Origin of the sequence: Thauera linaloolentis 47Lol = DSM 12138 (assembly GCF_000310205.1) — a bacterium.
Taxonomy (GTDB): Bacteria; Pseudomonadota; Gammaproteobacteria; order Burkholderiales; family Rhodocyclaceae; genus Thauera; species Thauera linaloolentis.
Genome location: NZ_AMXE01000005.1, coordinates 40,265 through 59,877 on the forward strand (window position 1 = coordinate 40,265; position 19,613 = coordinate 59,877).

Below are 19,613 nucleotides of genomic sequence, written 5' to 3' on the forward strand. Positions count from 1 at the left end.
GTGCGAACGCGGAATCGGCTCTCGTCGCCCCATGGAAAATGGCCCGCCATCGGCATGATGGCGGGCCATTTTCGTCAGGAAAGCCTCGGGATCATGCCGGCCCTGCCGGCCGGCAGCGGCTCGATCAGGCGCGGCGCCAGGCCGTACCGCCCGGGCCGTCCTCCAGAATGACCCCGGCCTCGGCCAGCTCGGCGCGAATGCGGTCGGCTTCGGCGTAGTTCTTGCCTTTCTTGGCCGCCGCACGCGCGGCGATGCGGGCCTCGATCGCCTCGGCGTCCAAGCCCCCGGCATCCGGCGCCCCCGCCTGCAGGAAAACCACCGGATCGCGCTCCAGCAGCCCCAGCACGGCGCCCAGGGCCTTCAACTGCCGCGCGAACCCAGGCGATGCGCTGCGATTGACCTCGTTGGCCAACTCGAACAGCACCGCCACCGCTTCGGCGGTATTGAAATCGTCGTCCATGGCCGCACGGAAGCGCTTCGCATGGGATTCGCTCCAGTCGACCGCGATTTCGCCTTCGGCCGGCATGTTCTTCAGGGCCGTGTAGAGGCGCGTCAGCGCGCTGCGTGCATCCTCCAGGTGGGCATCCGAATAGTTGAGCGCGCTGCGGTAATGGGCGCGCAGGATGAAGAAGCGCACCACCTCGGGGTCGTATTTCTGCAATACCTCGCGGATGGTGAAGAAGTTGCCGAGCGACTTCGACATCTTCTCGTCGTCGACGCGCACGAAGCCGTTGTGCATCCAGTAATTGACGAAGACATGACCATGCGCGCCCTCGGACTGGGCGATTTCGTTCTCGTGGTGGGGAAACTGCAGATCCATGCCGCCGCCATGGATGTCGAAATGGTCGCCGAGCAGATCCGAGCTCATTGCCGAGCACTCGATGTGCCAGCCCGGCCGGCCCGCGCCCCACGGCGAATCCCATTTCACTTCGCCCGGCTCCTCGGCCTTGGCGTGCTTCCACAACACGAAGTCGAGCGGATCGTTCTTGTCCTGGGCGACGTCCACGCGCTCGCCTGCGCGCAGCTCATCGAGGGACTTGCCCGACAGTTTGCCGTAGCCCGCAAACTTGCGCACGGCGTAACAGACGTCGCGGTTGGCGGCGACATAGGCCAGGCCCTTCTGTTCCAGGCGCGAGATCAGGCTCTGCATCTGCGCGACGTAATCGGTGGCGCGCGGTTCAAAGTCGGGGCGCAGCACGCCCAGCGCATCGGCGTCCTCGTGCATGGCGGCGATGAAGCGGTCGGTCAACTGGCGGATGGACTCGCCGTTATCCTGCGCGCGGCGGATGATCTTGTCGTCGATGTCGGTGATGTTGCGCACGTACTTCACATCCAGCCCGCTGGCGCGCAGCCAGCGCGCCACCATGTCGAAAACCACCATCACGCGCGCATGGCCGAGGTGACAGAAGTCGTACACCGTCATGCCGCACACGTACATGCGGACCTTGCCAGGCTCGATCGGGGTAAAGGCTTCCTTGTTGCGCGAAAGGGTGTTGTAGATGGAAAGCATCGGCGAAATCGGAAAACGGTGAGAAGGAACGGTTGGAGGAAACGACGGGATGCGCACGCTGTCGGTGCGATTGTGAGGGGTGGGGCTTGTTGCTAGAATCTTGCGTCGCCCGGGCTCAGGGCAGGCGGCTGCGGGTCGCGCAGCAGGCCGCAAATATACCACGGCCACCCGGCCCGCCATTTTCCCCGCCCGGCCCGAAGCCCCCGCGCCATCCGTCGCCAATCCTGCCTCCGGCCTCACGGCCATGCACCGGAGATTCCATGAGAAAGCATCTGATCGCCCTTGCCGCGCTGGCATCGACCGCGCTGAGCGCCCTCGCCGCCAATCCCGTGGTCGAGATCAAGACCAACCAGGGCGAGATCGTCGTCGAGGTCTTCGCCGACAAGGCGCCCAAGTCCGCCGAAAACTTCGTCCAGTACGTCAAGGACGGCTACTACGACGGCACCATCTTTCATCGCGTCATCGACGGCTTCATGGTCCAGGGCGGCGGTTTCGACGCCGGCATGAAGCAGAAGAGCACCCGCGCCCCAATCGAGAACGAAGCAAAGAACGGCCTCAAGAACGAACGCGGCACGCTGGCCATGGCTCGCACCGCCGACCCGCACTCCGCCAGCGCCCAGTTCTTCATCAACCTCGTGCCCAACACCTCCCTCGACTACCCCTCGCGCGATGGCTGGGGCTACGCCGTTTTCGGCAAGGTCGTGAAGGGCATGGAAGTGGTCGACAAGATCGCCAAGGTGCAGACGGCCAATCGCGGCTTCCACCAGAACGTGCCGGTCGAGGCCGTGGTCGTCGAGAGCGCGAGCGTGATCGAGCCCGCGGCAGCGAAGAAGCCGAGCAAGTAAGCCCTTCAAACCGCCCCCAAACGGCAAGCCCCCAGGAGAGCATCACATGGCAATCAAGCTGCACACCAATCACGGCGTCATCACCATCGAACTCGATGCCGAGAAGGCACCGCAGACGGTCGCGAACTTTCTCGCCTACGTCGAATCGGGCCACTACGACAACACCATCTTCCACCGCGTCATCGACGGCTTCATGATCCAGGGCGGCGGCTTCGAACCGGGCATGAACCAGAAGCCGACCGGCGAGCAGATCAAGAACGAAGCCGACAACGGCCTCAAGAACGAACGCGGCACCATCGCCATGGCCCGCACCCAGGCACCGCATTCGGCCACCGCGCAGTTCTTCATCAACGTCGCCGACAACGATTTCCTGAACTTCCGCTCGCCCGACGCGCAAGGCTGGGGCTACTGCGTGTTCGGCAAGGTCAGCGAAGGTCTGGACGTGGTCGACGCCATCCGCAAGGTCAAGACCGGTTCGAGCGGCTTCCACCAGGACGTGCCCAAGGAAGATGTGCTCATCGAGCGCGCCGAAGTTGTCGCCTGAGGCCTCCCCTTCCCCAGCAGACCGCTGCACGGCGCCGGAAACCGCCAATGCACGGCTTCCGGCGCTGTTCATTTCGGACCTGCATCTCTCCGAAGACGCACCCGACACTGCCGCGGCATTCATCGGCTTCATGCAGCATCGCGCGCGCAAGGCCGCCAGCCTGTTCATCCTCGGCGACCTGTTCGAATACTGGGCCGGAGACGACGACCTCGATACCCCGTTCAACCGCCGCATGTGCGACGCAATCCGCGCCCTGGCCGACAACGGCACGGCGGTATTCTTCATGAACGGCAACCGCGATCTGCTGGCCGGCAGCGGCTTCGCCCGGGCCAGCGGCGCCGCGCTGCTGCCCGATCCCAGCATCATCCGCTTCGACGATGCGCCCGGCTCCCCGCAGGTACTGCTGAGTCACGGCGACGCGCTATGCACCGACGATACCGCGTACCAGGCCTATCGCGCCCAGGTACGCGAGCCGGCATGGCAGCGCGGCTTCCTCGCCCAGCCCCTGGCCGCCCGCAGGGCCTTCATCGAAAGCCTTCGCCAGAAGAGCGAGGCCGCGAAGCGCGAAAAGGCCATGGAGATCATGGACGTCAACGCCGATGCGGTCGCCGGCCTGCTGCGCGCCTCCGCTGGCGCGGTGCTGGTGCATGGCCATACCCACCGCCCGGCACGCCACATCCACGTCATCGACGGCATGCAGCGCGTACGCTGGGTGCTCGCCGACTGGCACGGCGCACCGCGCTGGCTCGCTTTCGACGGCCAGCGTTTCACCACCGACGCAGACATGCCGAACTGAGCACGCCGGACCGATCCTACCGGACGCTTGCCCCCCCCGGAACCGGAAAAGAAAACGGGGCTTTGCGCCCCGTATCCTGCTCGACACGCCTGCCCGGCAGACTCAGGCGCCCAGCCCCCGCGCGAGGTCCGTCTTCAGGTCCTCGACCGACTCCAGCCCCACCGCAACCCGTAGCAGCCCGTCGCCGATGCCGGCGGCCATGCGGGCTTCCGGCGTGATGCGGCCGTGCGTCGTCGTCGCCGGATGGGTGATCGTGGTCTTGGTGTCGCCCAGGTTGGCAGTGATCGAGATCAGGCGCGTCGAATCGACGACCTTCCACGCCTCGTCGCGCCCGCCCTTCACATCGAAACTGACGATGGCCCCACCGGCTTTCTGCTGGCGCATCGCCAGTTCATGCTGGGGATGCGACGGCAGCCCGGGGTAATACACGCGCGCCACGCCCGGCTGGGCCTCGAGCCAGCGTGCCAGTTCCAGGGCCGCCGCCGACTGCGCCTCCATGCGGATGCGCAAGGTTTCCAGGCCCTTGAAAATGACCCAGGCGTTGAAAGGCGACAGTGTCGGCCCCGCGGTACGCAGGAATTTGAAGACCTCGTCGGTAACGGCCTTCCTGCCCGCCACCGCGCCGCCCAGCACGCGCCCCTGGCCATCCAGGTACTTGGTCGCCGAATGCACGACCACGTCGGCGCCGAGCGCCAGCGGCCGCTGCAGGGCCGGCGTGCAGAAGCAATTGTCCACCGCCAGCAGCGCGCCGGCCTCATGGGCGATCGCCGCCACGCCCGCGATATCGACCACCTCGGTCAGCGGATTGGAAGGCGTCTCGACGAAGAACAGCCGCGTACGCGGCCGGACCGCCTTGCGATAGGCGCCGAGGTCGGTGGCCGGCACGAAACTGGTCTCGATGCCGAACTTCGACAAGATGCCGCCGAACAACTGCTGGGTCGCGCCGAACAAGCCGTTGGACGCCACCACATGGTCGCCCGCCTGCAGCGTCGCCATCGCCAGCGAAAGGATCGCCGACATGCCCGACGCCGTCGCCACGCAGGCCTCGGCGCCTTCGAGCGCAGCAAGCCGCGTCTGCATGGCGGTGACCGTCGGGTTGGAGAAGCGGGCATAGACATTGCCCTCTTCTTCGCCCGAGAAGCGTGCGGCAGCCTGTGCCGCGTTGTCGAACACGAAGCTGGAAGTGAGGTACATCGCCTCGCCATGCTCGCCGAACTGGCTGCGCTCGATGCCGGAGCGGATCGCCAGGGTGTCGGGATGGAGGGGTGGGTCTTCGGGGAGGTTCATGGCGGTCGGGGGGAATGTGGGCAGGCGAGGGTCCGGTTGTCGGTTCAGTTGTCCGATCCCGAAGCGAGATTGAGATCGAGCTGGCCGCCGTCATCGTCGTGGAGATCGCCCTTGGACGGCGTGATCTGCCCACGCCGATTCTCGACGCCGTTCAGGTACTCAGCGGTGATGTCGCCGGTCACGTAGCAGCCGTCGAAGCAGGACGTCTCGAAGAAGCTGATCGCGGGGTTCAGCGCACGCACCGAGGCCTTGAGGTCGTCGAGATCCTGGTAGATCAGGCCATCGGCGCCGATCTCGCGACAGATTTCGTCTTCGCTGCGGCCAGAGGCGATCAGTTCGCCGCGTGTCGGCATGTCGATGCCGTATACGTTGGCATAGCGTACCGGAGGCGCGGCCGAGGCCAGGTACACTTTCGAGGCGCCGGCCTCCCTTGCCATGTTGACGATTTCCTTGCTCGTCGTGCCACGCACGATGGAGTCGTCGACCAGCAGCACACTCTTGCCCTTGAACTCCTGGTGGATGGTGTTCAGCTTCTGGCGCACCGATTTCTTGCGCGTGGCCTGCCCCGGCATGATGAAGGTACGGCCGATGTAGCGGTTCTTGACGAAGCCTTCGCGGAACGGCAGGCCGAGGCGCTCGGCCATCTGCAGCGCCGACGGCCGGCTGGAATCGGGAACCGGGATCACCACGTCGATATGCACATTCGCCATCGTGCGCTTCATCTTGTCGGCGAGGCATTCGCCCATCCTCATGCGCGATTCGTACACCGACACGCCATCGATGATCGAATCGGGCCGCGCCAGATACACGAACTCGAACATGCAGGGCGCCTGCACGGTCTTGCTCGCGCACTGGCGGCTGTGGAAATGCCCCTGGGTATCGATCAGCACCGCCTCGCCCGGCGCGATGTCGCGCAGCAGCTTGAAACCCAGCACGTCGAGCGCGACCGACTCGGAAGCCACCAGCCATTCGGTACCGGCCTCGGTATCGTTGCGGCCGATGACCAGCGGGCGGATGCCGTACGGATCGCGGAAGGCAAGCAGGCCATAGCCGGCGATCATCACCACCACCCCATAGGCACCGCGGCAGCGGCGATGCACCCCCGCGACCGCGCGGAACACGGCGTCCTCGTCGAGCTTCAGGCCGTTACAGGCCGCCTGAAGCTCGTGCGCCAGCACGTTCAGCAGCACCTCGGAATCGCTGCTGGTATTGATGTGGCGCAGGTCGGACAGGAATATCTCGCGCTTGAGCGCGTCGGAATTCGTCAGGTTGCCGTTGTGCGCCAGCAGCAGGCCGAAAGGCGAATTGACGTAGAAAGGCTGCGCCTCGGCGGCGTTGTAGGCCGAACCGGCAGTGGGATAGCGGACATGGCCGATACCCCAGTTGCCTTCGAGGTTGCGCATATTGCGCGTGCGGAACACGTCGCGCACCAGACCCGAGCCCTTGTGCATGTGAAAGCGCCCGCCTTCGGAAGTGGCGATGCCTGCCGCATCCTGGCCGCGGTGCTGCAACACCTGGAGCCCGTCATACAGCAACTGGTTGACCGGAGAGGTTGCAACGACCCCGAGAATTCCGCACATGGAGATTTCGCCTATCTGAATCGAATCTTGTCGGCCACCACATCGGGCAGCCAGGGTTTGGCGGCAATGACCGCCGTTTCCAATGGTGGCGAGAACAGCGCCTGCGTCCACCAGGGTTCGCGAGACAGACCGGCGAGGCCGCCGATCAGTACGACCACGAGCGCCACCAGCATGCCCCGCGCAATGCCGAACAACGCACCGAAGAAGCGGTCGGCGGCGCCCAAGCCCGCGGCACGCAGCAGCTGGCGCAACAGGTAGCGGACCAGGGCCACGAGGATCAACACCCCGACGACCACGAGCGCGCCGCCCGCCACCTGCCGCCACAAGGGTTCGGCGATGAGTCCGGTGAACACCTGCGCCGCCTGTTCGTTATAGCGCCAGGCCGCGAGAAGCGCGACCACCCACGCGAGCACCGCCATGACTTCGCTGACCAGCCCCCGCCACATGCCGACCGCAGCGGACAAACCCAGAATGCCGAGGAAGACGTAGTCGAAGGCCGTCATTCTGGGCGGTCAGCGCGGCGTGATCACAGTGCTGAAGCCGAGCGCCCTCAGCTGTGCCGCGGCCTTGTCAGCCGCGGCCCGGCCGGTGACGGGACCGACGCGCACACGCGTGACGTTGCCGGCCTTTTCGGTATAGGCGGAGAAGCCCTGCTTCTTGAGATCGGCCGCAATGCGCCCGGCCTTGGCGGCATCGGCAAATGCGCCTATCTGCAGCACGAAGGCTTCGCCTTTCGGCACTTCCCTGCCCTCGATGGCTGCGCGCGCGCGCGCGGCCTCGGCGTCTTCGGTCGCGGGCTTCGCCACCGGGCTTCTTGTGGCGTCGGGCTTCGGGGCTTCGGGTCGGGACGCCGCGCCGCTTGCTTCGGTACGCGTCTCGGGCCTTGCCGGAATCGCCGGCGCAACGGCAGCGGGCGGTGGCTCGGCGGCTGGCGGCGCAGAAGGCGGCTGCTCCTCTGGGCCGGGGGCGACGGGCGCGGCGGCGGCCGGCTCGCCGGAACGCGCCTGCCCGGCATCCGTATCGCGATCGGGGATCGTGATCTGGATATCGGCGTTGCTCGGGTGCGGCTCCTGCTCCATCATCATCGGCAAAACGATCGCGGCCAGCAGCGCAAGCGCGATCGCGCCGACCAACCGACGTCGGGCGCGTTTCTTGATCTCGAGGTTTTCTGCGTCGCTCACGAAAAGATCTCGTCAGTGCCGGGCCGCTTTCACTGCGTCGAGCACTTCGGCCACGGTGAGGAAAGATCCGAAGGCTACGATTCTATCACCCTCGCCGGCCTCTTGCTGCGCCGCAGCATAAGCGTGTTTGGGAGATGGGAAACATCGGATATCGGTGTCGACACCCGCCGTACGCAGGCGCAGCGCCAGTTCTTCCGCCTTCAGTCCGCGCGGGCCGGGCAGATCGGCGAGCAGCCAGTGGTCCACCCTCGCCTTCATCAGGGCGACGACGCCCTCGGCATCCTTGTCGCCGAGCATGCCGAACACCGCCCAGGTTTCCGGATAGAAGCCCATGCTGCCAAGGTTTTCGGCCAGCACGCCAGCCGCCTGCGGATTATGCGCGACATCGAGCACGACGGCCGGACGCCCGGGCAGGACCTGGAAGCGGCCCGGCACATCGACCAGCATCAGCCCCTGGCGGATCGCCTGCATCGATACCGGGATGCGGCTCTTCAAGGCATCGAGCACGGTCATCACCGCCGCGGCGTTGAGCAACTGGTTGGCGCCGCGCAAGGCCGGATAGGCCAGCCCGCCACGCTTTGCCAGTACCCCCTGGGCGGGCGGCGCCTGGTAGCGCCAGTAGCCCCATTGCTGGCGGTCACCGCCGAAACCGAAATCCCGGCCGCTGACCCATAACTGCGCACCGATGGAATCGGCATGGGCGAGCAGCGTCGCCGGCGGCTGCGGATCACCGCAAACGGCCGGACGGCCGGCGCGGAAGATACCGGCCTTCTCGAAGCCGATCGCATCCCGGCTGTCGCCGAGATAATCCATGTGATCAAGCGCCACGCTGGTCACCAGGGCGCAGTCGGCATCGAACACGTTCACCGCATCCAGGCGGCCGCCGAGGCCAACCTCGAGGATGATGACGTCCGGCCCATGCTTGCGGAACGCTGACCAAGCGGCCAGCGTGCCATGCTCGAAATAGGTCAGCGGCGTGCTGCCCCGCGCGGCCTCGACGACCTGGAAGGCCTCGACCAGCGCCTCGTCCGAGGCTTCCTTACCATCGAGGCGGACACGTTCGTTGTAGCGCAGCAGATGCGGCGAGGTATAGCAGCCGACGCGATAGCCTTCAGCGAGCAGGATGGCTTCGAGCATCGCGCAGCACGAACCCTTGCCGTTGGTGCCGCCGACCGTGATCACCACGGCGTCGGGGTCGGGCCCGAGCGCGGCACGCACGGCGGCGACCCGCTCGAGCCCGAGCTGAATGCTTTGCGCATGGCGCTGTTCGAGCAACTGCAGCCAGCCATCGAGCGTGCGCGGCAAGGCGGAGGCCTCCATCAGGCGGCGGACGCTGCGGGCTGGCGCAGCAGCAGGCCGAGCAGGCGTGCCAGTTCGTGGCGCATTTCGCGACGGTCGACGATCACGTCGATGGCGCCCTTTTCGAGCAGGAATTCGGCACGCTGGAAGCCTTCCGGCAGTTTTTCACGCACCGTCTGCTCGATCACGCGCGGGCCGGCAAAGCCGATCAGCGCCCCCGGCTCGGCGACGACGATGTCTCCCATGAAAGCGAAGCTCGCCGACACCCCCCCCATCGTGGGATCGGTCAGCACGGTGACGAAGGGCAGGCGCCGTTCGGCCAGACGCGTGATCGCCGCCGTGGTCTTGGCCATCTGCATCAGCGAGAACAGGCCTTCCTGCATGCGTGCGCCGCCCGAGGCGGTGACACAGATGAAAGGCACACGCTGTTCATAGGCAGCTCTGGCGCCACGCACAAAGCGCTCGCCGACGACCGAACCCATCGAGCCTCCCAGGAACTCGAATTCGAAGCAGGCCACGACGACGGGCACGCTCAGGATCGCGCCCTGCATCACGACCATGGCATCGGCTTCGCCGGTATCCGAGGTCGCGGCCGACAGGCGCTCAGGGTATTTGCGCGAGTCCTTGAACTTCAGCGCATCGACCGGCACCACTTCGGCGCCGATCTCGAAACGCCCCTCGGCATCGAGCAGCATGTCGAGCCGCTGCCGGGCGCGAAGGCGGTGATGATGTCCACACTTGGGGCAGACGCCCTGATTGCTGTCGAGGTCCGAGCGGTAGAGCACGGCCTCGCATGCACCGCACTTGCTCCAGAGCCCTTCCGGGATGGACGATCTTCCGCGGCTCGAACCGTCGCTGCGCTTGATCTTCGGCGGCAGCAGTTTCTGCAACCAACTCATGACTTCACTCCTGTTGCCGGCTCGATGGCATCGAGCGCCTCGCGGATGCCGCGCATGAAGGCGGTGACGCGTGCCGCGGCTTCGTCGCGCGGACTCTGCTCGATCTCCTCGATGACCCGGCTGCCAATGACGACCGCGTCGGCCACGGCGCCGATGCGCCGGGCGCTTTCCGCGTCGCGGATGCCGAAACCCACGCCGACGGGCATGCCGACCGCGGCGCGGATGCGGGGAATGCGGCGCGCCACCTCATTGATGTCGAGTTTGCCGCTGCCGGTCACCCCCTTCAGCGAAACATAGTAGATATAGCCGCTGCCCGCCGCCGCCACATCGGCAAAGCGCTGCTCGGTCGAAGTCGGCGCCAGCAGGAAGATCGGATCCAGCCCGGCCGCCTTGGCCGCGCGGGCGAAGCTCACGCATTCTTCCGGCGGATAATCGACCACCAGCACACCATCCACGCCCGCCGCGCGCGCCTCGGCGACGAAAGCATCGGTGCCCATCGCTTCGATGGGATTGGCGTACCCCATCAGCACCACCGGGGTGTCATCGTCCTCGGCGCGAAAGCTACGGACGATGCCGAGCAGCTTGCGCAGGCTCATGCCCTGCGCCAGGGCGCACTCGGACGCGCGCTGGATGGTGGGGCCGTCGGCCATCGGGTCGGAGAACGGCACCCCGAGCTCGATGACGTCGGCACCCCCTTCGACCAGGGCATGCATCAGCGGCAGAGTCAGCGCGGGTTCGGGAAAACCGGCGGTGATGAAGGGAATCAACGCCTTGCGGCCATCGGCTTGCAGGCGCTGGAAAACGGTCTGGATTCTTGACATGTCTCGATCACACGGCGGGCCGCAAAGCGGCCCGGGCAGGTTCAGAACTGGATGCCGGAGCGCTCGGCGACGGTATGCATGTCCTTGTCGCCACGCCCCGAGAGATTGACCAGCAGGATCTTGTCGCGGGGCAGCGTCGGCGCCAGCCTGGCCGCATGGGCCAGGGCATGCGAGGACTCGAGCGCAGGAATGATGCCTTCGTAGCGGCACAGATCGTGGAAGGCCTGCAGCGCCTCGGCATCGGTCGCGGCAACGTACTCGGCACGCTTCGAGTCCTTGAGCCAGGCATGCTCGGGGCCTACGCCGGGATAATCCAGGCCGGCGGAAATGGAGTGGGTTTCGACGATCTGCCCGTCCTCGTCCTGCATCAGGTAAGTACGATTGCCGTGCAGTACGCCGGGTCGTGCATTGGCAGTCAGCGGCGCGGCATGGCGGCCGGTGTCCAATCCCTCGCCTGCGGCTTCGACGCCGATCAGACGCACGTCCTCGGTGTCGAGATAGGGATGGAAGATGCCCATCGCATTGGAGCCGCCGCCGACGCAGGCGATCACGTAGTCAGGCTGGCGTCCGGTGAGCTCCGGCATCTGCACCAGACATTCCCGCCCGATCACCGTCTGGAAGTCGCGCACCAGCAGCGGGTAGGGGTGCGGGCCGGCCACGGTGCCGATGATGTAGAAGGTGTCGGCGACGTTGGTGACCCAGTCGCGCATCGCCTCGTTCATCGCATCCTTGAGCGTCTTCGAGCCCGAGTCCACCGGCACCACCGTGGCGCCGAGCAGTTTCATGCGATAGACGTTGGCAGCCTGGCGCTTGACGTCCTCGACTCCCATGTAGATGACGCATTCCATGCCATAGCGCGCGGCGACGGTCGCGGTCGCGACCCCGTGCTGGCCTGCGCCGGTCTCGGCGATGACGCGCGGCTTGCCCATGCGGCGGGCGAGCAGCGCCTGGCCGATGCAGTTATTGACCTTGTGTGCGCCGGTGTGGTTGAGATCTTCGCGCTTCAGGTAGATCTGCGCGCCACCGAGGGTTTCCGACCAGCGCCTGGCATGGTAGATCGGACTCGGGCGGCCGACGTAATGCTTGAGTTCGTATTCGAACTCGGCCATGAATGCGGGATCGGCCTGGCACGCCGCATAGGCTTCGCGCAGCTCGGCCAGGGCCGGCATCAGGGTTTCGGCAACGAATACGCCGCCATAGGGGCCGAAATGCCCGCCTGCATCGGGAAACTGGTAAGGCATGTCAGCCATCTGCTTGTCGAACTCCAGCGATGAACGCGGCGATCTGCGCCGCGTCCTTGATTCCCTTGTCACGCTCGACGCCGCTCGACACATCGACCGCCCACGGTCGGATGCGCCGTACGGCCTCGGTCACATTACCGGCATCGAGCCCGCCGGAAAGCACGAGCGGCCGCCCGAACCCCTCGGGAATCAGCGACCAGTCGAAAGTCTTTCCCCCGCCGCCATAGCCCTCGACGAATGCATCGACGAGAATGCCCCCGGCCCGCGGATGCAAAGACGAGAATTCTACCAGATCGACCCCTGCCCGCATCCTCGCCGCCTTGATCCAGGGCCTGCCGTAGCGGGCGCAATCGGCCTCCGTTTCGTCGCCATGGAACTGCAGAAGCTGCAAGGGCACGCGCTCGAGAACGGCATCCACTTCATCCTGGCCGGCGTTGACGAACAAGCCGACGGAGGTGACGAAAGGCGGCAGCAAGGCCACGAGCGCCGCCGCCTGGTCGATGCTCACCGCACGCGGGCTGGGCGGATAGAAAACGAAGCCGACCGCGTCGGCGCCATGGTCGACGGCCGCGCGCACATCTTGCGGGCGGGTCAGGCCGCAGATCTTGATTCGGGTACGGGACATTCAGGTGAGGGGAAGCTGGGGCAGCGCGATGATACGCCCATCGCCGGGGAGCGACCAGCGCGGCGGATAGCAGACGCCACACAGGTACAGGCCATCCGGCGTGAAGGTCGGCGCGGCATGGCTGCGGTCCCGCGCTTCGAGCAAGGCCCGCATCCAATCCACCGGATAACGCCCCTTGCCGACGTAGATCAGCGCCCCGACCAGGTTGCGGATCATGTGGTGCAGAAAGCCGTTCGCACGGAAATCGAACAGCAGATACTCCCCCTGGCGCGTGACGCGCGCTTCGTGCATGACGCGCACCGGCGTCTTCGACTGGCAGCCGGCCGCGCGGAAGGACGAAAAATCATGCGTGCCGACGAGGCATTCGGCAGCCTCGGCCATGCGCACCTCATCGAGCGGCACATGAAACCATCCGACACGCCCCGCCAGCATCGCAGGCCGCGTCGCGGCATTGTGCAGGATGTAGCGATACTGGCGCTCGGTGGCGAGAAAGCGTGCATGGAAGGTTTCATCCACCGCCGCCGCCCAGCGCACAACGACGGCCGGCGGCAGCAGCGCATTCACGCCGCGCACCCAGGCCGTCACCGGCCGGGATGCCACGGTATCGAAATGCGCAACCTGCGCACTCGCATGCACGCCCGTATCGGTACGCCCGGCACAGTGCAGGCGCACCGGCACGGCGGCGATCTCGGACAAGGCCCGTTCGAGCACATCCTGCACCGTGCGGCCATGGACCTGGCTCTGCCAGCCGCAAAAAGCGTCGCCGGCATACTCGACACCGATCGCTATGCGGACCACCACGGCCCCCACATCAACAGTGCCGCCGCCAAGCCGAGGACGACGATGGCATCGACCGGACCAAGGCGCTCGCGGGCGAGGTGAATCACCTGCGGCTCGGCGCCGCAGGCATCATCACGCAGCCATTCCTTCCAGTGCGTGACGCTGCCTCGCGGCGAGGCTTCGACAAGGCGCAGGACCAGCGTCAGACGCAACGCGAGATCGCCGGCGCGCAGGCCGATCACCGCGAAGGGGCGGCTCAGGCTGTAGAGGCCGCCGACCAGGCGCTCCACCGGCAGACGCTCGAGCAGCAGCGCAACCGCGCACACGGCCGCGACCAGGCGCCCGGCGTGGAGCAGGGCCAGCATCGCCCCTTCGCGGCTCGGCGACATCTGCGGCCATGCCGCAAGCACGGCCTCGCCCGGCGTAAACCAGCCAAACAGCAGCAAGATCGCGAACACGAGCACCCTCACCCGCCGCAGCAGGCGCAAAACCCTCGCCCGGGCAAACCCCAGCGCAAGCAACAGGCAAGCGGCGACGGCCCACACGAGTGTGCCAGGCGCGAGAAACTGCACCGATGCCACACCAGCGAACCACAACAGCAGGAGAAGTCCGGAATGCATGCTCGTCAACGACCTTGCCGCCGCAGGGCTGAGACCCTGCGGCGGCAAGGCGGAATATGATCAGGACAAGCGCGCAATCATCTCGCGCGCGGCCGCCTGCTGCGCTTCGCCGCCCTCGCGCAGCACCTCCTCGAGGAGTTCGAGCGCACCTTCCTTGTCCCCCATGTCATCGTAGGCACGGGCCAGCTCGAGCTTGGTCTCCACCTCGTCGCTGGATGCCTCGAAATCCGGCTCGAGTGCCTGGGACGATGACAGGTCTACATGGGACTGCCCGAGCTGTGTCGCCACGATCGAGGGCGGCACGGTCTCCGCTTCGCCGCCCGGCACGTCGAAACCATCGAGATCCAGATCGATCGAGGTCAGGTCCAGACCCGCGGCACCAGCGGCCGGGGGCGGCACCGGCGTATCGATATCGAAATCGAAGTCCAGCAGGCTGCTGTCGAAACTCGTCTTCTCGATGTCCACGACTGGGCTTTCAGCCTCTGCGGCCCCCGCATCCTGCGCGGATACGCCGCCCTGCTCCTCTCCGGGCAGCAGCGTTGCCGGGGCAAGCTCGAGGTCGGGCAATTCGAAATCGAGGCTGGCCGCCAGATCGGCGCTGGCTTCGTCGGCGGCGCCGTGCGCCTGAGCCGCACCAAGCTGGAGCGGAGTGAGCCCGATCGCACCGGCAGCGGGATCCAGCTCATCGATTTCGAGATCGAAGGTGAGGCCGGCATCCTCGGGCACCGCTTCCGTTGCCTTCTCGCCTTCGGTCGAGACAGGCACCTCGTCGCCGAGATCGAGTTCGAAGTCGATGATCCCGGTGTCGAGCGTGGCATCGGTTTCGAAATCGGGCACCGCTGCGGCTTCGAGCGCCGCCAGTGCCTGCTCGGCGTCCGGGAGTGCAGAACCATCGTCGCCGTTTTTGTCACCGCCGAACTGGCTCAGGTCGCCCGGCACCATCCACGTATCGCGCATTTGCGACTGGCTCGGCTCGACCGGCAGGGAACTGGTGAAATCAAGGCCGGCAAGCGAGGCCGGCGGCTCCGTTTCCGGCCCGTTGTCAGCCTCCGGCGCCGCTTCGGCATCCCGCCCAGGCAGGCTCGCAGCCGCTGCAGCCACCGCGACCGCTCCTACCGGCACGCCAGCGGGAACCTCGGTCCACGGCTCGCTCTCGATACGTTGCTCCGCGTACAGCGGGTTCTCCGCATCGAGCTTGCGGCCGAGGGCGGCCGCCTTCTCCCAGTCCCCACCCTGCCCGTTGGTCTGAGCGAACAACTCGGTGGCGACGGTTTCGAACAGGCGGGCGTCCCGGCGCTGCGCGTAGATGTCCAACAGCTTGAGGTGGATCGCGGACCGCGCCGGATCGGCCTTGAGCGCATCCTGCAGGATCTCCTCGGCCTGCGCATCCCGTCCGTAAGCCATGTAGACGTCTGCCTCGGCAACCGGGTCGACGCCCTCGTCGGCATCGATCGCAGACAAGCCCGTCTGGCTGAAATCCGTTTGCATGATGCTGCTGGCACCGGTGTCGACGCTCTCCCCTCCCGCCGACGCGAACACGCCATGCCCCCCCGGGGCAAGTTCGCTGACCGCCTCGGGCGCAGGTACGGCCTGCTGCTTGCGCCGCTGCCGCAGCTTGATCCCTGCATATCCCAGCAACAAGGCCAGGATACCCGCGCCCCCCGCGACGACGGTCGGGTCGGCCATCATCGATTCCAGGAAGCTCGGTTCCGGCTCGGGCGGCGGAGGCGGAGGCCGGCGAACCGGCCGTTTCGGCGGAGCGGGCGGGGCTTCGGCCGCAGCGGGTGCCGCAGGCTGGGCCACTTCGGCCGCCTGAGCGGACGAAGGATCGGCGGCAGCCGGCGCTACGGGCGCCGGGGGTTCAGCCATCGTCGCCGCTGCGGAGGGCTCTGCCGCGACGGCGGACAGCGCTGCGACCGATGCCGCTGGCGCCTCGGAGACAGGCTCTGGCGCCGGCTCCGTCTTCGCTTCGCCCGCCGGCTGCTCGCCGCGCGCCTCCTGCTGCAGCTGGGCAAGCGGCGCATTGCGCAGTTGCAGCAGCTTCTGCATGTCGCTGATGCTCGACTCGAGCTGGGCCAGCCTGGCATTGGCCTCTTCCAGCGCTCTGTCGCGCGCGGCCAGTTCCTCTTCCAGCGCGTGCAGACGGCTGTCGGCATCGTCGCTGCCAGCGCCGTCCTCGGGCTGGCTGCGGGAAACCTTGACCTGGTCTCCTGCATCGGCGGCCGGCCGGGCTTCTTCGACACGGGGCACGATCTTGCCGCCGCTCTCCTGCTCGGCCGCAGTCTGAGGCGCCGGTGCGCGGCGGGCCGCAGCAGCGGCCAACCCACGGCGATAGGCATCGAAGTCGGCGGACTGGGCACGGATCTCGCGCCGGGCCTCCGCGGGCGCAATGCTGCGCGCAGCTTCGGCATCGGGAACGGTGAGCACCTCGCCCGCACGCAGGCGATTGATGTTTCCGCCGTCGAAGGCATCGCGGTTCGCGCGATACAGGGCGACCAGCATCTGGTCGAGCGTCACGCCCGGCTGGGTATTTTCGTTTGCGATCCTGTTCAGGGTATCGCCGCGGCGTACGGTATAGGATTCGGGAGCGGCACGCCGCGCCGGCGAAGCGGGCCTCGGCTGCACGGAGGCCGCTGGCATGGGACGCACGGCCGGCGCATCGACGGCAGCCGCAAGCGGCTGGGGCGAGGCGACATCAACCGGATCGAGCAGGAAGGTGTATTCCCGCGCCACGCGCCCGTTGGCCCAATCAAGCTCCACGAGAAGGTCGACGAAGGGGTCATTGATCGGCCTATCGCTGGACAGGCGGATGACGGGACGCGATGCGCGCGTATCCACACTGACCCGGATGGCCGCGGCGGCGGCCGAATACGCGATGTTCGCGCGCTGGAATGCGTCGGGCGAAGCAATGCTCGCCGCCAGCGACTGCAGTTCCTGCGCGGTTGCGCTGACCTGGATTTCCGCACGCAGCGGCTGGCCGAGCCCGCTGAAGACATTGATCTGTCCAAGGCCCGCTGCCTGCGAGCCCAGCGGTATCGACGCAATGGCAAGCGCGATCAGGGATGCCTTGAGCGAGGTGTTCATCATGGTCTTCAAACTGCGTTTCCCCCGAAAGCCGAGCTTTCCTGTCGAAAAGCGTCATGGTTTGGGCTAGGAATCTAGCATTTTCCCGGACAAGCCGCAGCAATCCGCGCCAATTCGCGGGCTTGCGGCGTGAATTAGTTCCCCGGCCGCACGCCCTTCCGGAAAAAAGAAGGGGGCCGCAGCCCCCTTTGGTCACGGCATGGAATGCCGATTCTCAACGCTCGATCAGGATGCGCAGCATGCGGCGCAGCGGCTCGGCGGCCCCCCACAGCAACTGGTCGCCGACCGTGAATGCACCGAGGTAATCAGGCCCCATCGCCATCTTGTGCAGGCGGCCGACCGGCACCGACAGCGTGCCGGTGACGGCGGTCGGCGTCAGTTCGCGCTCGGTGATCTCGCGGTCGTTGGGCACCACCTTCACCCACTGGTTGGCGCCGGCGATGATGTCGCTGATCTCGTCAAGCGGCACGTCCTTCTTCAGCTTGATCGTCAGCGCCTGCGAATGGCAGCGCATCGCGCCGATGCGCACGCACAGGCCGTCGATCGGAATCGAGCCCGGAGTACGGAAGGCCGGATTGCCGAGGATCTTGTTGCATTCGGCGCCGCCCTTCCATTCTTCCTTGCTCTGGCCGTGCTCGACCGGCACGTCGATCCACGGGATCAGGCTGCCGGCGAGCGGCGTATTGCGGAAGTTCTTCTTCGGGAAGCCGTCCGAACGCATGGTCTCGGCGACCTTGCGGTCGATCTCGAGGATGGCCGACGCTGGATCGGCCAGCAGATCCTTGACCGAATCGTGGATGCTGCCCATCTGGCTGATGAGTTCGCGCATGTTCTGCGCGCCGGCGCCCGAGGCTGCCTGGTAGGTCATCGCCGAGATCCACTCGACCAGGCCGTGCCGGAACAGACCGCCGAGGCCCATCAGCATCAGCGACACGGTGCAGTTGCCGCCGATCCAGTTGCGGCCGCCCTTGGCCAGCGCCGCATCGATGACGTCGCGGTTGACCGGGTCGAGGACGATCACCGCGTCGTCGTTCATGCGCAGCGCGGACGCGGCGTCGATCCAGTGGCCGTTCCAGCCGGTGGCGCGCAGCCTGGGGAAGACGTCCTTGGTGTAATCGCCGCCCTGGCAGGTCACGACCATGTCGCAGGCCTTCAGCGCATCGATGTCCGTCGCATCCTGCAGCGGTTCGGCGGCTTCCTTGCCGCCGAAGGACGGCGCCTTGCCGCCGGCATTCGACGTGGAGAAATACACCGGCTCGATGAAGGCGAAGTCGCCTTCCTCGACCATGCGCTGCATCAGCACGGAACCGACCATGCCACGCCAGCCAACCAGACCGACTCGATTCATGTTCATCACTCTCAGCAAAAACGTTTCTCGAAAGACTCTTGCAGATGCAACAGCTTACAGCGCCGCGATCACCGCGTCGCCCATCTCGCGGGTGCCGACCTTCTTCGTTCCCGGTTCGTGGATGTCACCGGTGCGCAGGCCCTGCGCCAGCACCTTCTTGACCGCATTCTCGATGCGCAGCGCGGCTTCCTCCTGATTGAAGGTATAGCGCAGCATCATCGCTGCCGACAGGATGGTGGCGAGCGGGTTGGCGACGCCCTTGCCGGCGATGTCCGGCGCCGAGCCGTGCGAAGGCTCGTACAGACCCTTGTTGTTGGCGTCGAGCGAGGCCGACGGCAGCATGCCGATGGAGCCGGTCAGCATCGAAGCCTCATCCGACAGGATGTCGCCGAACATGTTGCCGGTGACCATCACGTCGAACTGCTTGGGCGCGCGCACCAGTTGCATCGCGGCATTGTCGACCAGCATGTGGCTCAGTTCGACGTCCGGATAGTCCTTGGCGACTTCCTCGGCAATGTCGCGCCACAGCTGGGTGCATTCGAGCACGTTCATCTTGTCGACCGAGCACAGCTTCTTGCCGCGCTTCTGCGCCGCTTCGAAGGCCACCTTGAGGATGCGGCGGATTTCGTACTCGGCGTAGATCATGGTGTTCCAGCCCACACGCTGCTGCGTGCCGTCGACCTCGCGGGTCTCGATGCCGCGCGGCTGGCCGAAGTAGATGTCGCCGGTGAGTTCGCGCACGATCAGGATGTCGAGGCCGGCGACGACTTCGGGCTTGAGCGAGGACGCATTGGCCAGTTCCGGGTACAGGATCGCGGGACGCAGGTTGGCGAACAGGTTCAGATCCTTGCGGATGCCGAGCAGGCCACGCTCCGGACGCTGCTCGCGCGGCAGGCCGTCCCACTTCGGGCCGCCGACGGCGCCGAGCAGCACTGCGTCGGCTTCGCGCGCGAGCTTCTGCGTGGCTTCAGGATACGGCGTGCCGGTCGCATCCACGGCGCAGCCGCCGAGCAGCCCCTCTTCCATCTCCGCCTTGAGATCGAGCGCACGCAGCACGCGCACGGCCTCCGCCATGATCTCCGGACCGATGCCGTCACCCGGCAGCACGCAAATCTTCATCGAATCTGTTCCTCGTGTTCGTCGAGCCCTCTCC

18 protein-coding genes are annotated in these 19,613 nt (G+C 66.5%); 3 read left to right on the forward strand and 15 right to left on the reverse strand.

Going from position 1 to position 19,613, the window contains the following annotated elements; translation table 11 throughout:
* Nucleotides 1-124: 124 nt before the first annotated feature.
* Nucleotides 125-1,510 carry a cysteine--tRNA ligase gene (gene cysS, locus C666_RS02765; protein ID WP_004333462.1) on the reverse strand — a complete coding sequence of 462 codons (1,386 nt, stop codon included), beginning with the start codon at nt 1,508-1,510 and terminating at the stop codon, nt 125-127.
* 260 nt (nt 1,511-1,770) lie between these two features.
* On the opposite strand from cysS, the gene C666_RS02770 reads away from it, so the two are divergent.
* The 3 genes from C666_RS02770 to C666_RS02780 are packed head-to-tail and all read left to right on the forward strand — an operon-like array spanning nt 1,771 to nt 3,695.
* A complete protein-coding gene (locus C666_RS02770) occupies nt 1,771-2,355 on the forward strand; it encodes a peptidylprolyl isomerase (protein ID WP_004333463.1) in 585 nt (194 codons plus the stop codon).
* A 46-nt stretch (nt 2,356-2,401) separates the two neighbouring features.
* On the forward strand, nt 2,402-2,899 hold the full coding sequence (locus tag C666_RS02775) for a peptidylprolyl isomerase (RefSeq protein WP_004333465.1): 498 nt from the start codon (nt 2,402-2,404) through the stop codon (nt 2,897-2,899).
* Nucleotides 2,889-3,695 (forward strand): UDP-2,3-diacylglucosamine diphosphatase, encoded by an 807-nt coding sequence (locus tag C666_RS02780; RefSeq protein WP_004333467.1) that lies wholly within the window; start codon nt 2,889-2,891, stop codon nt 3,693-3,695. The genes C666_RS02775 and C666_RS02780 overlap by 11 nt, the downstream gene beginning before the upstream one ends.
* A gap of 102 nt (nt 3,696-3,797) precedes the next feature.
* On the opposite strand, the gene C666_RS02785 is transcribed toward C666_RS02780, so the two are convergent.
* From C666_RS02785 to leuB, 14 genes are all read right to left on the reverse strand, one after another.
* On the reverse strand, nt 3,798-4,982 hold the full coding sequence (locus C666_RS02785; protein WP_004333468.1) for an O-succinylhomoserine sulfhydrylase: 1,185 nt from the start codon (nt 4,980-4,982) through the stop codon (nt 3,798-3,800).
* A 44-nt stretch (nt 4,983-5,026) separates the two neighbouring features.
* Nucleotides 5,027-6,562, reverse strand: coding sequence for an amidophosphoribosyltransferase (gene purF / locus C666_RS02790; protein ID WP_004333470.1), 1,536 nt, complete (start codon nt 6,560-6,562; stop codon nt 5,027-5,029).
* A gap of 11 nt (nt 6,563-6,573) precedes the next feature.
* Complete coding sequence (locus C666_RS02795; protein WP_004333472.1) at nt 6,574-7,065, reverse strand: CvpA family protein; 492 nt, start codon at nt 7,063-7,065, stop codon at nt 6,574-6,576.
* Between the two features lie 9 nt (nt 7,066-7,074).
* Nucleotides 7,075-7,743: an SPOR domain-containing protein gene (locus C666_RS02800; protein ID WP_004333474.1), complete on the reverse strand. Its 669-nt coding sequence runs from the start codon at nt 7,741-7,743 to the stop codon at nt 7,075-7,077.
* Nucleotides 7,744-7,755: 12 nt separating this feature from the next.
* Nucleotides 7,756-9,063, reverse strand: a complete 1,308-nt coding sequence (folC, locus tag C666_RS02805; protein ID WP_004333477.1) for a bifunctional tetrahydrofolate synthase/dihydrofolate synthase — start codon at nt 9,061-9,063, stop codon at nt 7,756-7,758.
* Entirely contained in the window at nt 9,063-9,941 is an 879-nt protein-coding gene (gene accD, locus C666_RS02810; protein WP_004333479.1) for an acetyl-CoA carboxylase, carboxyltransferase subunit beta, read from the reverse strand. Before accD ends, folC begins: the two co-directional genes overlap by 1 nt.
* Entirely contained in the window at nt 9,938-10,762 is an 825-nt protein-coding gene (gene trpA / locus C666_RS02815; RefSeq protein WP_004333481.1) for a tryptophan synthase subunit alpha, read from the reverse strand. The genes accD and trpA overlap by 4 nt, the downstream gene beginning before the upstream one ends.
* A gap of 41 nt (nt 10,763-10,803) precedes the next feature.
* Entirely contained in the window at nt 10,804-12,012 is a 1,209-nt protein-coding gene (gene trpB, locus C666_RS02820; RefSeq protein ID WP_004333483.1) for a tryptophan synthase subunit beta, read from the reverse strand.
* Entirely contained in the window at nt 12,005-12,628 is a 624-nt protein-coding gene (locus C666_RS02825; RefSeq protein WP_004333485.1) for a phosphoribosylanthranilate isomerase, read from the reverse strand. The genes trpB and C666_RS02825 overlap by 8 nt, the downstream gene beginning before the upstream one ends.
* Complete coding sequence (gene truA / locus C666_RS02830; protein WP_028791996.1) at nt 12,629-13,426, reverse strand: tRNA pseudouridine(38-40) synthase TruA; 798 nt, start codon at nt 13,424-13,426, stop codon at nt 12,629-12,631. It lies immediately after the preceding gene.
* Entirely contained in the window at nt 13,414-14,028 is a 615-nt protein-coding gene (locus C666_RS02835) for a CbiQ family ECF transporter T component (RefSeq protein ID WP_004333488.1), read from the reverse strand. The genes truA and C666_RS02835 overlap by 13 nt, the downstream gene beginning before the upstream one ends.
* 60 nt (nt 14,029-14,088) lie before the next feature.
* On the reverse strand, nt 14,089-17,115 hold the full coding sequence (locus C666_RS02840; protein ID WP_038000122.1) for a FimV/HubP family polar landmark protein: 3,027 nt from the start codon (nt 17,113-17,115) through the stop codon (nt 14,089-14,091).
* A gap of 211 nt (nt 17,116-17,326) precedes the next feature.
* The gene (gene asd, locus C666_RS02845; protein WP_004333490.1) at nt 17,327-18,460 is read right to left on the reverse strand and encodes an aspartate-semialdehyde dehydrogenase; all 1,134 of its coding nucleotides are present in this window, start codon (nt 18,458-18,460) and stop codon (nt 17,327-17,329) included.
* A gap of 54 nt (nt 18,461-18,514) precedes the next feature.
* Nucleotides 18,515-19,579 (reverse strand): 3-isopropylmalate dehydrogenase, encoded by a 1,065-nt coding sequence (leuB, locus tag C666_RS02850; protein ID WP_004333491.1) that lies wholly within the window; start codon nt 19,577-19,579, stop codon nt 18,515-18,517.
* Nucleotides 19,580-19,613 lie beyond the last annotated feature (34 nt).

Coding starts and splice junctions, on each gene's coding strand:
- cysS (WP_004333462.1), bottom strand. CDS start 1,510: ATGCTTTCCATCTACAACACCCTTTCGCGCAACAAGGAAGCCTTTACC.
- C666_RS02770 (WP_004333463.1), top strand. CDS start 1,771: ATGAGAAAGCATCTGATCGCCCTTGCCGCGCTGGCATCGACCGCGCTG.
- C666_RS02775 (WP_004333465.1), top strand. CDS start 2,402: ATGGCAATCAAGCTGCACACCAATCACGGCGTCATCACCATCGAACTC.
- C666_RS02785 (WP_004333468.1), bottom strand. CDS start 4,982: ATGAACCTCCCCGAAGACCCACCCCTCCATCCCGACACCCTGGCGATC.
- purF (WP_004333470.1), bottom strand. CDS start 6,562: ATGTGCGGAATTCTCGGGGTCGTTGCAACCTCTCCGGTCAACCAGTTG.
- C666_RS02795 (WP_004333472.1), bottom strand. CDS start 7,065: ATGACGGCCTTCGACTACGTCTTCCTCGGCATTCTGGGTTTGTCCGCT.
- folC (WP_004333477.1), bottom strand. CDS start 9,063: ATGGAGGCCTCCGCCTTGCCGCGCACGCTCGATGGCTGGCTGCAGTTG.
- accD (WP_004333479.1), bottom strand. CDS start 9,941: ATGAGTTGGTTGCAGAAACTGCTGCCGCCGAAGATCAAGCGCAGCGAC.
- trpA (WP_004333481.1), bottom strand. CDS start 10,762: ATGTCAAGAATCCAGACCGTTTTCCAGCGCCTGCAAGCCGATGGCCGC.
- trpB (WP_004333483.1), bottom strand. CDS start 12,012: ATGGCTGACATGCCTTACCAGTTTCCCGATGCAGGCGGGCATTTCGGC.
- C666_RS02825 (WP_004333485.1), bottom strand. CDS start 12,628: ATGTCCCGTACCCGAATCAAGATCTGCGGCCTGACCCGCCCGCAAGAT.
- C666_RS02835 (WP_004333488.1), bottom strand. CDS start 14,028: ATGCATTCCGGACTTCTCCTGCTGTTGTGGTTCGCTGGTGTGGCATCG.
- C666_RS02840 (WP_038000122.1), bottom strand. CDS start 17,115: ATGATGAACACCTCGCTCAAGGCATCCCTGATCGCGCTTGCCATTGCG.
- asd (WP_004333490.1), bottom strand. CDS start 18,460: ATGAATCGAGTCGGTCTGGTTGGCTGGCGTGGCATGGTCGGTTCCGTG.
- leuB (WP_004333491.1), bottom strand. CDS start 19,579: ATGAAGATTTGCGTGCTGCCGGGTGACGGCATCGGTCCGGAGATCATG.